Raw genomic sequence first — 15,914 nt, forward strand, 5'->3', positions numbered from 1 at the left:
GTTACCGCCCATTCGTCGCCCGCGTAGATTCTGGTGGCGGCGATAAATCAGCCGCCCCCCGTGGAAATCCCATAGCCTCGGCGACGAACGGTCGATCCCGCGCCCCGCAATTTCTGCATCTTCCGCCGTGGTCCCGTCGACGAAAAAGGCAGTGAATGGACGCGATGGCAGACTTCGACACGGCAGACCAGATCGCGATCGTCGGCATGGCCGGCCGGTTCCCTGGCGCCGACGACCCGGACGCCCTGTGGCGCCTGCTGGCCGGGCGCGGCGACGCCATCGTCGGCGTACCCGCGCAGCGGTGGGACGCCACGGCCCAACTGGACCCGGAACGTGAGATCCAGGCCGTGGGCGGCTTTCTCGACGGCGTGGACCAGTTCGACGCCGGATTCTTCGGCATCTCGCCCCGCGAGGCCGAGGACATCGACCCGCAGCAGCGGCTCATGCTGGAGATGACCTGGCGGGCGCTGGAGGACGCCGGGCAGCCGGCCGCCGCGCTCGCCGGCACCCGCACCGGCGTCTACGTCGGCGCGTCCTGGCACGACTACGAGATCGCCCGGCGGGACCGGGGCGCCCCGACCAGCCAGCACAGTCTGGTGGGCAACGCGCTCGACGTGATCGCCGCCCGCGTGTCGTACGCGTTGGGGCTGCGCGGCCCCAGCCTGACGGTGGAGACCGGCTGTTCGTCCTCGCTGGTCGCCCTGCACCTCGCCGCGCAGGCGCTGCGCTCCGGGGAGATCGACGCGGCCGTGGTCGGCGGGGTGAACCTGATCCTCGCGCCCGACGTGTCGATCGGACTGACCCACTTCGGCGGACTCTCCCCGGACGGCCGGTGCGCCGCCTTCGCCGCCGACGCGAACGGCTTCGTCCGCGGTGAGGGAGTCGCCGTCGTCCTGGTCAAGCGGCTGGACCGGGCGCTGCGGGAGGGTGCCCGGGTACACGGGGTGCTGGTGCGCTCGGTGGTCAACAACGACGGGGGCGGGGAGAGCCTGGTCACCCCGAGCCCGGACGGGCAGCGCGAACTGCTCCGCCTCGCGTACGGCGACGGAGCGGTGCCGCTGGACCGGGTCGGCTACGTCGAGGCCCACGGCACCGGCACCGGGCGCGGCGACCCGATCGAGGCCGGCGCCATCGGCGAGGTGCTCGGTCGGGACCGTACGGTCGGGCCGCTGCCGATCGGCTCGATCAAGACCAACATCGGCCACCTCGAGGCCGCCGCCGGGATGGCCGGCCTGTTCAAGGTCCTGCTCGCGCTGCGCCACCGCACGGTGCCGCCCAGCCTGCACTCCGCCACGTTGAACCCGGAGATCCCGTTCGACGAGCTGAACGTCACCGTGGTCCGGGAACCGCTGGCACTCCCCGCCGACGAGCCGGTCTACCTCGGAGTCAACTCCTTCGGCTGGGGCGGCACCAACGCCCACGTCGTGCTCGGCCCGGCCCCCGCGCGCGCCGGCACCGCGCTCGCCGAGCCGCCGGACACCGGGCTGCCGCCGATGGTGCCGCTCTCCGCCCGGCAGCAGCCGGCGCTGGCCCGGCTGGCCGGGGAACTCGCCGACCGGCTGCCCGGCACGGATGCCGACGTCGCCGAGGTCGCCGGAACCCTGGCCTGGCACCGGGACCACTTCCCGGTCCGCGCGGCGGTGGTGGCCGACCGGCCGGCCGCGCTGCGCGACGGGCTGGCCCGGCTCGCCGCCGCCGGCGCGGACCAACCCGAGGAGCCCGACCTGCCCACCGGCCGGGCGGTGCCGCACCGGCGCACCGCGTTCGTCTTCCCCGGTCAGGGCTCGCAGTGGCGGGGGATGGGGCGGGAACTCTACAAGAGCAGCCCGGTCTTCGCCGACGTGATCCGACGCTGCGCCGACGCGCTGCGCCCGCACGTCACCTGGGACCTGACCGCGGTCGTCGCCGACGAGGCGGGCGACGAGTGGACCACCCGCATCGACATGCTCCAGCCGACGCTCTGGGCGATGTCGCTCGGCCTGGCCGAACTGTGGCGGGCCAACGGCGTACACCCGGACCTGGTGCTCGGCCACAGCCAGGGCGAGATCACGGCAGCTACCCTGGCCGGCGCGCTCTCGTACGCCGACGGCGCGCTGCTGATGGCCCGGCGCAGCGCCATCGCCCGGCGCACCTCCGGGCGGGGCCTGATGCTCGCGGTCGACCTGGACCGCGACGGAGCCCGGGAGGCGCTGAAGGGCTTCGAGGACACGGTCTCCCTCGCCGTGCACAACGGGCCACGCTCCTGCGTGCTCTCCGGTGACCGGGACGACGTGTTGATGCTCAAGGAGCTGCTGGAGGCCGAGGAGGTCTTCTGCCGGCTGGTCAACGTCGACTACGCCTCGCACAGCCCGCAGATGGCGGAACTCCGCGACGACCTGCTCACCGCGTTGGCGCCGGTACGCCCGGTCGCCGGCGCCGTCCCGCTGCTCTCCACCGTCCAGGTGGGGCTGCTCGGCGGCACCGAACTCGACGCCGCGTACTGGGTGGAGAACCTCTGCCGCCCGGTGCTGTTCGCCGACGCCATGCGGCAGGCCTTCGACGACGGCATCACCCACGTCGTCGAGGTCAGCCCGCACCCGGTGCTCACCCCCGCGGTCGAACAGCTCGCCGTCGAGCGCGCCGAGCCGGTCGCCGTGCTGTCCACCCTGCGCCGGGACAACGGCACCGCCGAGGACATGGCCCGGGCGTTGGCCCGGTCGTACGTCGCCGGGCTGGCCCCCTTCGGCGGGCTGCCCCGGGGCCGCCGGGTGGACCTGCCGGGCTACCCGATGCAACCGGAGCGGTACTGGCCGGCGGCTCGGCCCCGGCGCAGCGGCGGCAGCCGTGGCTTCGAGGTCGAGCTGTCCCCGGCGCCCGGTCAGGTCGACACCTGGCACGCCCCGGTCGGACTGGCGCTGGGCGAGCAGCCCTGGCTGGCCGACCACCGGGTGCACGACGCGGTGGTGCTGCCCGGCACCGCCATGCTGGCGTTGTTGCTGCTGGCCGCCCGGGCGCGGACCGGCGGCCGGCCGGGCAGCCTCGACGAGGTGGCGTTCGCCCGGGAGGTCACCTTCGCCGGCGAGGACGTCCGACTGACCGTGGAGTGGCGCGACGACGTCACCGAGGGCGGCAGCGTACGCCTGCTGCACCTGCCCGACGGCGGCGGGAGCTGGACGGCGGCGGCCACCGCCCGTGCCTCGTACCGGCCGGTCACCGACCCGGCCGACGACTATCCCGCCTGGGCGGACGACGTGGCCCCGACCGACGCGGACGACTTCTACCGCGACTGGGCCGCCCGGGGACTGCGCTACGGCCCGGCGTTCCGCCCGGTACGCGCGCTGCGGGTGCATCCCGACGGCGCGGAGGCGGTCGGCGAGGTGGTCCTGGCCGACCGGCTACGGGCCGGCAACCGGCCGCACACCCCGCATCCGGCGCTCGCCGACGGCGCCCTCCAGGTGGCGCTCGCGCTCTGCCCCGGCGAGGACGCCGTGGTGCCGGTCGCGGTCGACCGGATCCTGCTCCACGCCGACCTCGACAACCCGCCGACCACCGTCCACTCGCACGTGGTCCGGCACGACACCGAGCACTACGACGTGCACGTCTTCGACGACCAGCGGCAGCCGGTGCTCACCCTGCGCGGGCTTCGGCTGCGACCGCTGACCCGGACCGTGGCCGGCACCGACGACGCGGCTCGGCTGCACCGGCTGACCTGGACGACGGGCGAGCCGCCCGCCGTGTCGGCGGCCACCGGCCGGTGGCTGGTCTGCGGACCGGCCGCGCGCGGCGAGCTGGTCACCGCCCTGCGCGCGGCCGGCGTCGACCCGGTCGACGACGGCAACGACCTGCTCGCCACCGACACCCGCGCGGAGGCGACCGGGGTGGTCTTCGTCGCGCCGGACGCCGACGCCGGGCTCGGTGCGCAGCGGCAGGGCCTGCTGCGGCTCACCGCCGTGGCCCGCGCCTGCGCCGGGCGGGGCGTCCCGCCCCGGTTCGCCGTGGTCACCACGCGGGCGCAGGCGGTCACGCCGGACGACCGGCCCGACCCGGGTGCCGCCCTGTACTGGGGCTACCTGCGGGCGCTGCGCCGGGAACACGGCGAACTCGACCCACGGCTGATCGACGTCGATCAAACCGCCCCCGACTGGGCCGCCCGCTGCGCGGCCGAGCTGCTCGGTGGGGAGGACGACCAGGTGGCGCTGCGCGCCGACGGGCGCCGGGTCGGCCGGCTGGCCCGCGGCGACCTCGCCGAGGAGGACGGCGGCGAGTTGTCCGCCCCGCGTACGACGGCGCAGCCGTTCCGGGTCACCGCCGCCCGGCCGGGACGGTGGGAATCCGTGGCCCCCGTCCCGCTGGCCCGGCGCGCGCCCGGCCCCGGCGAGGTCGAGGTGGAGGTCACCGCCACCGGGCTCAACTTCATCGACGTCATGAAGGCCGTCGGGACGTACCCCGACCCGTCCGGCGGCGCGGACGCGCTCGGCGGCGAGTGTGCCGGCCGGGTCGTCGCGGTGGGCGACGGAGTCACCGAGCCCCGACCCGGCGACCGGGTGGCCGCCTGCGCCTTCGGGTCGCTGGCCAGCCACGTAACCGTACGGGCCGAGCACACCCGGCCGGTGCCGGCGCAGCTGGCCGACACCGAGGCCGCGGCGCTGCCGCTGGCCTACGCGACCGCCTGGTACGCGCTGGCCGACCTGGGCCGCCTCGCGCCCGGCGAGACGGTGCTGGTGCACTCGGCCGCCGGCGGGGTCGGCCTGGCCGCGGTCCAGGTGGCCCACGCCCTCGGCGGCCGGGTCGTGGCCACCGCGGGCAGCGAGGCCAAGCGCGCCCACCTGCGGGCGCTCGGCGTGGCCGACGTCTTCGACTCGCGCGACCTGGGCTGGGCCGCGCAGGTCCGCGCGGCGACCGACGGCCGGGGCGTGGACGTGGTGCTCAACTCGCTCACCGGTGCGGCCATCCCGCTCGGGCTGGACCTGCTCGCCGAGGACGGCCGCTTCGTGGAGATCGGCAAGAAGGACATCTACGCCGGGCGGCCGATCGGCCTGGACGTCTTCCGCAAGGGCATTACGCTCAGCGCCGTCGACCTCGCCGGGCTGATGGACCGGCGGCCGGAGCGGTTCGCCCGGCTCCTCGCCGATGTCTGGCACCGGATCACCGACGGCACCCTGCCGCCGCTGCCCACCCGGGTCAGCCCGTTCGCCGAGGCGGCCGAGGCGCTGCGGGAGATGTCGCACGGCAACCACATCGGCAAGCTGGTGGTCGCCGACCCGACCACCGTCGGCACGGTCGCCGCGGTGCCGCTGCCGGCGGGACGCCTGCGCCCCGACACGTACCTGATCAGCGGTGGCCTCGGGGCGCTCGGCCTCTCCCTCGCCGAGTTCCTCGTCGCGCACGGGGCCGGCGCGCTGGTGCTGCTCGGCCGTTCGGCGCCGAACCCCGCGGCGCAGGCCCGGGTGGCGGCGCTGCGTCGCTCGGCCGCCGTCGAGGTGCTCCGGTGCGACGTCTCCGACGAGGCCGCGTTGCGTCGGGCGCTGGACGGAGTACGCGCCACCCTGCCGCCGGTGCGTGGAGTGTTCCACGCCGCCGGTCTGCTCGACGACGCCACCGTCGGCACGCTCACCGCCGAGCAGGTGAGCCGGGTGCTCGCGCCCAAGGTGGACGGGGCGCTGGCCCTCGACGCGGTCACCGCCGACGACCCTCTGGACCTGTTCGTCCTCTTCTCCTCGGCCGCCGCGCTGATCGGCAACGCCGGCCAGGCGGCGTACGGGGCGGCGAACGCCTGGCTGGACGCCTTCGCCGAGGCCCGGCGGCGGTCCGGTCGCCCCGCGCTCAGCGTGCAGTGGGGCCCGTTCGGCGACGTCGGGCTGGCCGCGGCCGACGAGAACCGGGGCGCCCGGCTCGCCGAGCGGGGCATGGAGAGCTTCGCCACCGACGAGGCGTGGCCGGCGCTGCTGCGGATGCTCGGCCGCGACGAGCCGGTCGTCGGGTACGTGCCGCTGAACCTGCGCCGCTGGTTCGACGCCTACCCGGACACCGCCGGGCTGCCCAGTTGGCAGTGGCTGCGAGCGGCGGCCCGGGACGGCGAGACCGCCGGTCCGTCGCACGGCTTCCGGGCCGCGCTGATGCAGGCGCCGGCCGCGGAACGGGCCCCGCTGGCCGAGACCAAGGTCCGCGAACTCGCCGGCCGGGTGCTGCGGCTGGACGCCGACCGGGTCGACCGGGAAACGCCGTTCAAGGACCTCGGCCTGGACTCGCTCATGGGCCTCGAACTGCGTAACCGGCTGGAGCAGGCGTTCGGCCTGCGGCTGTCGCCCACGCTGCTGTGGACGTACGGCACCGCCCGGGCGCTGGCCGGGGCGCTCTGCGAGCAGCTCACCCGGACCGCCGAGCAGTCCGGCGCGGAACAGACCGGGGCCGGCCCGGACGGCGACCCCGCCGACCAGCACGCGCCGAGCACCGCCGGCTGATGTCCGCGTCACCGCACCCGCCGCGAGGAACCGAGGTCATGGACGACACCGACAACGCCGCCGCCAGGCGGCAGGACGCCCAGCTCAAGCGGGCTCTGGCCACCATCCGTACGCTCCGCCGCCGGCTCGACGAGCAGGGCGGCGACCAGCCCGTCGCCATCGTCGGGGTCGGCCTGCGGCTGCCCGGCGGGATCGACGGCACCGAGGCGTACTGGGACGCGCTGGCCGCCGGGCGCGACCTGGTCGGCCCGATGCCGGCGCGGCGGCAGGGCCCGTTCGCCGCCGAGTGGGCGGACCTGCCGCAGCGCGGCGGGTTCCTCGACGAGGTGCTGGACTTCGACGCCGACTTCTTCGGCATCAGCCCCCGGGAGGCCCGCGCGCTCGACCCGCAGCACCGGCTCCTGCTGGAGGTCGCCTGGGAGGCGCTGGAGAACGCCGCCGCCCCGGCCGACCAGCTCGCCGGCCGGCCCGTCGGGCTGTACGTCGGCATCACCGGGCAGGACTACCGCGACTGGTTGCCCGGCGAGCCGGACGCCTACTGGGCCACCGGCAACGGGCACTGCTTCGCGGCCGGCCGGCTCGCGTACAGCCTGGGGTTGACCGGCCCGGCGATGGCCGTCGACACGGCCTGCTCCTCGTCGCTGGTCGCGGTGCACCTGGCCGTGCAGGCGCTGCGCCGGGGCGAGTGCGAGATCGCGATCGCCGGCGGAGTCAACCTGATCATGTCGCCCCGCTCGACCCGGCTGGTCGTGCAGACCCGGTCGCTGGCCCCGGACGGGCTGTGCAAGGCGTTCGACGCCCGGGCCAACGGCTTCACCCGGGGCGAGGGGGCCGGCGCGCTGGTGCTCAAGCCCCTCGCGCGCGCGGTCCGCGACGGCGACCGGATCCACGCCGTCATCCGCGGTTCCGCGGTGAACCAGGACGGCCGGTCCAGCGGGTTCACCGCGCCGAACGTGCTCTCCCAGGTGGCCCTGATCGAGCAGGCGCTCGCCGGGGCCGGGGCCGGGGCCGCCGACGTCGGCTACGTGGAGGCGCACGGCACCGGCACCGCGCTCGGCGACCCGATCGAGATGGAGGCGCTGGCCACCGTGCTCGGCCGGCGCAACGGGGGCGCCCCGCTGGCGGTCGGGTCGGTGAAGACCAACCTGGGCCACCTGGAGGCCGCGGCCGGGGTGGCCGGGCTGGTCAAGGCGGTGCTCTGCGTGCAGCACCGGCAGGTGCCGCCGGTGGTGCACCTGCGTACCCTCAACCCCCGCATCGACCTGGACGGCACGGGGATCGTGGTGCCGGACCGGCTGGTCGACTGGGCCGCCGATGCCGGGCGGCTGGCCGGGGTGAGCTCGTTCGGAATGAGCGGCACCAACGCCCACCTGCTCCTCGGCCCGGTCGAGCCGGACGAGCTGGCCGAGCGGCCGGCGCCACCAACCGGTCCGGTCGCCGGCTTCGTCGTCTCCGCCCGTACCCCGGCGGCGCTGCGGGCGCTGGCCGCCGCGTACGCGCAGCGGGTGCTGCGGCTGCCGGCGGCGGACTACCCGGCCTTCGCCGCCACCGCCAACACCGGGCGCAGCCGGCTGCCGGTCGCCGCCTGGATCGCCGCCACCGACCCGGCCGCCGCGTACGCCGCCCTCACCGCGCTGGCCTCCGGCGCCCCGCCGGTCGAGGTCGATCCCGCCGCGCTGGACGCGCCGGCCGACGGGCGAGCGGTGCTGGACCTGCCCAGCTACCCATGGCAGCGCCAGCGGCACGCCCCGGAACGGCCCGCCACCGGCGAGCCCGACCGTCCGGTGCCGGCCACGCACACCCACGAGGTGGCCTGGGTCGAGCTGGACCGACCGTCCCCCGCCGACCCCGCCGGCCCGGTGGTCCTCGCCGGTGACGACGCGTCGCTGCTCGCCGACCTGGCGGCCGCCGCGGCGGCCCGAGGCCGGGCCGGCACGCTGCTCAGCCCGGACCCGGTCGCCGCACCCGCCGGCTGGCGGACGGGGACGCTGCCGGCCGACCCCGGGGGCTGGGCGCGGTTCTGGGCCGGGCGGCCGGACGGACCGGCCGAGACCCTGGTGCTGGTACCCGCCGCGCATCCCGTCCTCGACACCGCCCCGGAGAACGACGCGGCCCCGGCCGTCGGGCCCGACGCTGCCGGCCCGGCCGACAGCGGAGGTGGCGCCGCCGACCCGACCAACGCCACGCCCGACGCCGACGACCCGGCCGATCCGGTACGGCGCGCGGCGGACACCGTCGCGGCGGTGACCGCGGCGGTGGCCGGCAGCGGGGCCGCCGGCCGCCGGGCGGTCGTGCTCACCCGGGGCGTCCGCCGCACCGGCCCGGCCGACGAGGTGTCGGCCACCACGCACGGGCTGCTGCACGGCCTGGCACCGGTGCTGGGCCTGGAGTTCGGCACGGCGTTCGGCGGGGTGGTGGATCTGCCCTGGCAGCCGGCCCCCAACGACCTCGATTCCGTGGTGGACCTGCTCGCCGCGCCGGCCGGACCGGTCCTGGAGGACCTGGTCGCGGTGCGGGGCGGGCGGTTCCACGCCGCCCGGCTGCGGGACGGGGCCGCGTCGCCGGCCCGCCTGCCGGTCCGCGCGGACGCCACCTACCTGGTCACCGGTGCGCTCGGCGCGGTCGGCCGGGAACTGGTGGCCGACCTGGTCCGGCGGGGCGCCCGCCGGCTGCTGCTGGTCGGTCGGCGCGCCGAGTCCGAGCTGGACGTCGACGCCCGGGAGCTGCTGGCCCGGCTGCGCGGCGACGGCATCGGGGTCGGCTACGTCGGGGGCGGGTGCGACAACGCCGACGCCCGACGGCAGGTGGTCGCGACGCTGCGCGGTATGCCGCCCCTGGGTGGGGTGCTGCACGCCGCCGGCACCATCGAGCGGGTGCCCGCCACCGAACTCGACCGCGCGCGGATCGCCGCCGCGTTGCGGGCCAAGGTGGGCGGCGCCTGGTGGCTGCACGAGCTGACCCGGAACCTGCCGCTGGACTTCTTCATCCTGGTCTCCTCGGTCTCGGCGCTGTGGGGCACCGAGGGCTACGCGGCGTACGCCGCCGCGAACGGCGGCCTGGACGCGCTGGCGGCGTACCGGCGCGCGTGCGGGCTGCCGGCGGTCAGCATCGCGTACGGGCCGTGGGCGGTGTCCGGGATGGCCGACGGCGACGCCCGGGAGCGGTTCGCCCGGATCGGGGTGGGTGCGCTGGACCCGGCCACCGGGTGCGAGGTGCTGCGGGACGAGGTGCCCGGCCCCGAGGGCTACCTGGTGGCCTGCCCGCTCGACCGGTCGCGGCTGGACAGTGTGCTGGGTGGGCTGCGTCCGCGTGGCCTGTTCGCCGCCGCGCCGGCCACCGCCGACGCGTCCACCGCCGTCGACCGCGGGCAGGAGCGGGAGCCGTCCGTGGCGGCGGAGCTGGACGCGCTGCCGGTGGGGGCCCGCCCGGCGGTGGCGCGCGGGCACGTGGCGCGGTTGCTGGCCGCCCAGCTCGGGCACCCGGAGGGCCACGTCATCCGCGAGGACGACGGATTCTTCGACCTCGGGCTGGACTCCATCATGGCGGTGGACCTGGCCCGCCGGCTCGCCGAGGCGTTCGAGGTCCCGCTACAGGTCGCCGACGTGTTCGACCATCCGACCGTCCACCAGTTCGCGGCGCACCTGCTCGCCCTGCGCGACGGCCCGGCGGCCGTACCCGTGCTGACCGGCCTCGCGCCGGCCGTGGCGGTCGGCACCCGGCCGGCGGATCACGCCCGGCTCCACGCCGTCGACGCGGCGGCCAACGGCGGGCCGGCCACCCTGGCCGCCGCCACCGCCACCGCCACCGCCACCGCCACCGCCGCCACCGCCGCCGTCGCGGCGTCCCGCGCCGAGGCCGCCGACCGCGACGTGGCGGCCGCCCCGAACGCCACCCCGGTCGCCGCGGTGGCGGCCCCGGCCGAGCCGGCGGCGATCGTCGGGATGGCCGGTCGCTTCCCCGGCGCCGACTCGGTGGAAGAACTGTGGGACCTGCTGCGCTCGGGTCGGGACGCGGTGGGCGCGGTGCCCCCGCAGCGCTGGAGCCACCGGACCTTCCACGCCGCCGACCGGGACACCGGTCCACGGATCACCACCGACCAGGGCGGTTTCCTGCGTGACGTGGCCCGCTTCGACGCCGCGTTCTTCGGCATCCCGACCCGGGAGGCGGAGAACCTCGACCCGCAGCAGCGGCTACTGCTGGAGTGCGCCTGGCACGCCCTGGAGGACGCCGGCATCGACCCGGGACGGCTGGCCGGAACCCGCACCGGCGTCTTCGTCGGGGTCAGCAACGGCGACTACGCCCGGGTGCTGGCCGGTGCCGGGGTGGACCGGCTCGACGCGTACTACAGCACCGGCACCGCCCTCAACGCGGTCGCCGGCCGACTGGCGTACGTGCTGGGCCTGGCGGGGCCGGCGCTCGCCGTGGACACCGCCTGCTCGTCCTCCCTGGTCGCCCTGCACCTCGCCGTCCGGGCGCTGCGTGCGGGAGAGGTCGACGCCGCCATCGTCGGCGGGGTCAACGTCATCGTCGACCCGCTCGCCTCGGTGGCGGTGAGCCGGGCGCACATGCTGTCCCCGGACGGCCGGTGCCGCACCTTCTCCGCCGACGCCAACGGGTTCGTCCGGGCCGAGGGGTGCGGGGTCGTCGTCCTCAAGCGACTCGCCGACGCCGACCGGGACGGCGATGCCGTGCTCGCGGTGGTTCGCGGCAGCGCGGTCAATCAGGACGGCAGCTCCTCCGGGCTGACCGCGCCGAACGGCCGCGCGCAGGAGCAGGTGATCACCGCCGCGCTCACCGACGCGGGTGTGGCCGGAGCGGCGGTGGACTTCCTGGAGGCGCACGGCACCGGCACCTCCCTGGGCGACCCGATCGAGGTGGGCGCGGCCTGGCGGGTGCTGGGACCGGGCCGTTCGCCCGACCGGCCGCTGCGCCTCGGCTCGGTCAAGAGCAACATCGGCCACTGCGAGTCGGCCGCCGGCATGGCCTCGGTGATCAAGACGGTGCTCGCCCTGCGGCACGACCGCATCCCCGCCAACCTGCATTTCACCGAGCCCAACCCGCACATCGACTGGACCGGCATGGACGTGCGGGTGGTGGCCGACGAGCTGCCCTGGCCGCGTACCGACCGGCCCCGGCTGGCCGGCGTGTCGGGCTTCGGGTTCACCGGCACCAACGCCCACGTCCTGCTCGCCGGCCCGGAGTCGGCCCCGACCCACCACCGGCCCGCAGATGCCGCGAACGGCTCGGCCCTGTCGGTGCCGGGACCCGGCCACACCGCGAACGGTTCGGCGCCAGTGGTCCAGCCCGACCACGCCGCGAACGGCTCGGTGCCGGTCCTGCCGCAGCCCGGGCACGCCGCGAACGGTTCGGTGCCGGTCCCCGTGGCGTCGCCCCCGACGGTCGAGGAGGGGACCGCCCCGGGCGTCCCGCTGCTCGTCCCGCTGTCCGCCCCGGACCCCGACGGGCTGCGGCGGCTGGTCGACCGCTGGCGGGAGCGGATCGCGGCCGCCCCCGAGGCGGACCTGCCCGCCCTGGCGGCGCTGGCCGGATCCGGCCGCGCCCATCTGCCGTACCGGGTGGCGCTGTCCGGCCGGGACCGGGCCCGACTCGTGGCCGCGGCCGAGCCGCCGGCCGACCCGGTGGCGGCGGCCCGGCCGCCCCGGATCGCGTTCCTCTTCTCCGGGCAGGGCAGCCAGTTCTTCGGCATGGGGCGCGAACTGTACGAGACCGAGCCGGTGTTCCGGGCGGTCTTCGACGAGTGCGACCGGCGGCTCGCGCCGACCCTCGGCGGCTCGCTGGCCGAGCTGGTGTTCTCCGGCGACGACCGGACCGCGATCAACGAGACCCGGGTCACCCAGCCGGCCCTGGTCACCCTTGAGGTGGCGCTGGCCGAACTCTGGCGCTCCTGGGGCGTGACCCCCGCCGTGGTGATGGGCCACAGCGTCGGCGAGATCGCGGCGGCCGTGGTGGCCGGAGTGCTGGACCTGCCCGCCGGCCTCGACCTGATCGCCGAACGGGCCCGGCTGATGCAGGCCACCCGGCCGGGCGCGATGCTCGCCGTGGCCGCCACCGAGGAACAGGTACGTGACCTGCTCGCCGGGACCGCCCTGGACGTGGCGGCGGTCAACGGCCCCGAGGCGACCGTGGTCTCCGGGCTGCCCGAGGAGATCGAGGCGCTGGCCGGGCGGCTGCGCGCCGAGGGCGTCCGGCACCGGGCGCTGAGCGTCTCGCACGCCTTCCACTCGCGGCTGCTGGACCCGGCGCTGGACGAGTTCCGGGCGATCTGCGCGGGGCTGAGCCACCAGCCGCCGACCATCCCGGTCATCTCCAACCTGACCGGTGCGGTCGCCACGCCCGACACCTACGACGCCGACTACTGGGTGCGGCACGCCCGCCAGCCGGTTCGCTTCCACGCCGGGGCGGGGCAGCTCGCCGCGCTCGACGTGGACGTCTGCCTGGAGATCGGCCCGGACCGTACCCTGGTCAACCTGGTCCGCGCCGCGGGCCTCGCGCCGGCCGGCGGGCTGGTGTCGTCGCTGCGCCGTGGCTCGGCCGACCGGGCCGCCCTGCTCTCCGCGGTGGGCGCGCTCTATCCGCTCGGCCAGGACGTGGCCTGGGACCGGGTGCAACCCCGCCCCCGACCGGGCGGGCGCGTCGAGGCACCGCGCTACCCGTTCGCCGAGACCCGTTACTGGGCCCCCGCCGCGCCGGCCGGGGAGCCGGTGCCGGCGGGCCCGCCGGCCGGCGCGCCGGCCTGGGGTACGCCGGTCCGCTCGCCGGCCCTGCGCGGCCGGGTGTTCCACACCGAGCGGAGCACGACGTACCCGCCCCACCTGGCCGACCACCGGCTGTACGGGACCGTCTCGGTGCCCGGCGCGTCGCAGACCGCCACCGCCCTCTCCGCGCTCGCCGGGGACGGTACCCCGCCCGCCCTCGCCGACCTGGTCTTCCCGCGGGCTCTCGTGCTGCACGACGGCGAGCGCTACGAGTTGCAGGTCATCGAGGCCGAGCCGGAGCACGGCGGCCGTACGGTGAGCGTGCAGAGCCTGGTCGACCCGGAGCGGAACCGCTGGCAGGAGCACCTCTCCGCCCGGCTGCTGCCGGACCCGGAGGTCGAACCCCGACCGGTGCCCGACCTCGCCGCCTTCCAGGCCGCCGCCGAACGGCACCTCGCCGGAACGGACTTCTACCAGCACTTCCGGGAGATGGGCTACCTGCTCGGCCCGTCGTTCCGCTGGATCGACGAGGTGTGGATCCGCGGCGACGAGGCCCTGGTCCGGTACGTCCAACCGGACCGGATGAACGAGGACCCGGCCGGCTGGATCATCCACCCCGGCCTGCTCGACTCCTGCCTGCAGAGCACGGTGACCTTCGGCGTCGCCCCGCACGTGGCGGACGGCGCGGCGGCGGACGCCGGCCGGAGCGGACTGGCGATTCCGTTCGCCGCCGCCCGGCTCACCCTGGCCCGCCGGCCCGAGCACGCCGGCGAACTCTGGGGACATGTACGGGCCCGGCACGCCACCACCGCGCCGGACGGCAGCCGGCAGGTGCACGAGGCCGACCTGCACCTGTTCGACGGGCGCGGGCGGACCGTGCTCGCGGTCGACGGGTTCCGGATCCGGCACGCCCCCCGGGAACTGCTGGAACGGTCGCTGCGGGACGCCGCCGTCCACGTACACGAGTTGGCCTGGACCGCGCCGGAGCCGGACCGGCCGGAGCCGGCCCCGGCGACGCCGGTGCGCGCCGCGGTGCTCGGTGACGACGTCCTGCCACCGCTCGCCGACGCGGTCGCGGAGCTGGCCGACCTCGTCGCGTACCCCGGCGAGGAGCCGCCCGACCTGGTGCTCGACCTGCGGTTCGCCGCCGCCGAGCCGGCGGCGTCGGCCGACGCGGCCCGGCAGGCCGTACGCCGGCTCGTCGACGACCTGCGGGCCGCCCCCGCGTCCGTGCCGTACCTGGTGGTCTGCGCCGACGGCGCCGAGGCCGCCCCGATGCGCGAGGCGCTGTGGGGGATGCTCGCCGCCGTCGAGGCGGAGCAGTCGGACCGCCGCCTGGTCCGGGTCGTGCTCGCCGCCGACGCCGAGCCGGGGCCCGCTGCCGGGCTGCTCCTCGACGAGCTGCGCCGCGGCCTGCCGGAGACCCGGCTGCGGATCGGCGGCGACGGGCTCCAGGTGGCCCGGCTGCGACCGCTGCCGGCCCCCGACGCCGACCTGCCCGACGCCGTCACCAGCGGCACCGCGCTGGTCACCGGTGGGCTCGGCGCGCTGGGGCTGAGCGTCGCCGGCTTCCTCGCCCGGCAGGGCGTCCCCGCGATCACCCTCGTCGGCCGCTCGGCCCCCGACCCGGCCGCCAGCGCGGCCATCGACCAGCTCACCGCCGCCGGCACCCGGATCAGGGTGGTACGCGGCGACGTCACCGACGCCGAGGACTGCCGTCGGATGGTGGCCGAGGCGGAACGTGACGGCGCGATCGGCAGCGTCTGGCACCTCGCCGGACGTACCGCCGACGGCGCCTTCGCGCAGCTCACCGAGGCCGCGTTCGAGGAGGTGTTCGCCGGCAAGGCGGCCGGAGCGGACCGGCTGATCGAGGCCATGGCCGGGCGGCGGCCCGCGGCGCTGGTGCACTTCTCCTCCGTCTCCGCGGTGCTCGGCTCGGCCGGCCAGGCCAACTACGCCGCCGCCAACGGCTACCTCGCCGGCCTCGCCACCCGGCTGCGCGGCCACGGCCTGCCGGCGGTGAGCATCGACTGGGGCCCGTGGACGCCCCGGGTCAAGGGCGGGCTGGCGGCCACCGAGGCGACCCGGCGGGCGATCGACCGGCTGGGCGTACGGGCCCTCACCGACGAGGAGGCCGAGAGCATTCTGCGCGCCGCGCTCACCGCCGGTCGGGACCGGATCGTCGCGGTGGCCGTCGACGCCCGCGAGTACGTCGACCGGGCGGCCGGCCACCCCAGGGCGGCGCTGCTGCTTCCGCTGCTCGACCGGGGCGCCCGGCCGGCGCCGGCCGCCGCACCCGTGATGCCGCGCGGCTGGCTGCGCGAGGAGTTGGACCGGACGGCCACCGACGAGCGGGAGGACCGGCTCCGGGCGGCGGTGCGGAGGGTGGCCGGCGACGCGCTGGGCGACCCGGGGGCGCTCGACGACGAGGCCGGCTTCGCCGATCTCGGTCTCGACTCGATCATGGTGATCGACCTGCGGACCCGGCTGTCGCACGCGCTTGCGGCGGACCTGCCCGCGACCGTGGCCATCGACCACCCGACCATCGCGCAGGTCGCCGCGTACGCGATCGACCTGCTCTATCCCGACGACGAACCGGCCGACGAGCCGTCCCACGTCGGCGGCTGGCCCGGCGCGTCCCACATCGGCGCGACGGACGACCCGGCCGGGACGGCCGACGACCTGGCGGACCTGTCGATCGACGAGCTGGTCCGGGCCGTCCGGGCGGACCTGGCCATGGAGGAGTGAGGGACGTGAC

The 15,914-nt window shown here is 76.8% G+C and carries 2 protein-coding genes; both read left to right on the top strand.

Features of this window, described 5'->3' with window-relative positions; translation table 11 throughout:
- Positions 1-155 precede the first annotated feature (155 nt).
- Positions 156-6,440 (top strand): type I polyketide synthase, encoded by a 6,285-nt coding sequence (locus tag GA0070604_RS13685; RefSeq protein ID WP_091118295.1) that lies wholly within the window; start codon positions 156-158, stop codon positions 6,438-6,440.
- Positions 6,441-6,478: 38 nt separating this feature from the next.
- Positions 6,479-15,904: a type I polyketide synthase gene (locus GA0070604_RS13690; RefSeq protein ID WP_167363458.1), complete on the top strand. Its 9,426-nt coding sequence runs from the start codon at positions 6,479-6,481 to the stop codon at positions 15,902-15,904.
- The last annotated feature ends 10 nt before the right edge of the window (positions 15,905-15,914 follow it).

Origin of the sequence: Micromonospora eburnea (assembly GCF_900090225.1) — a bacterium.
In the GTDB taxonomy this organism is placed as follows: Bacteria; Actinomycetota; Actinomycetes; order Mycobacteriales; family Micromonosporaceae; genus Micromonospora; species Micromonospora eburnea.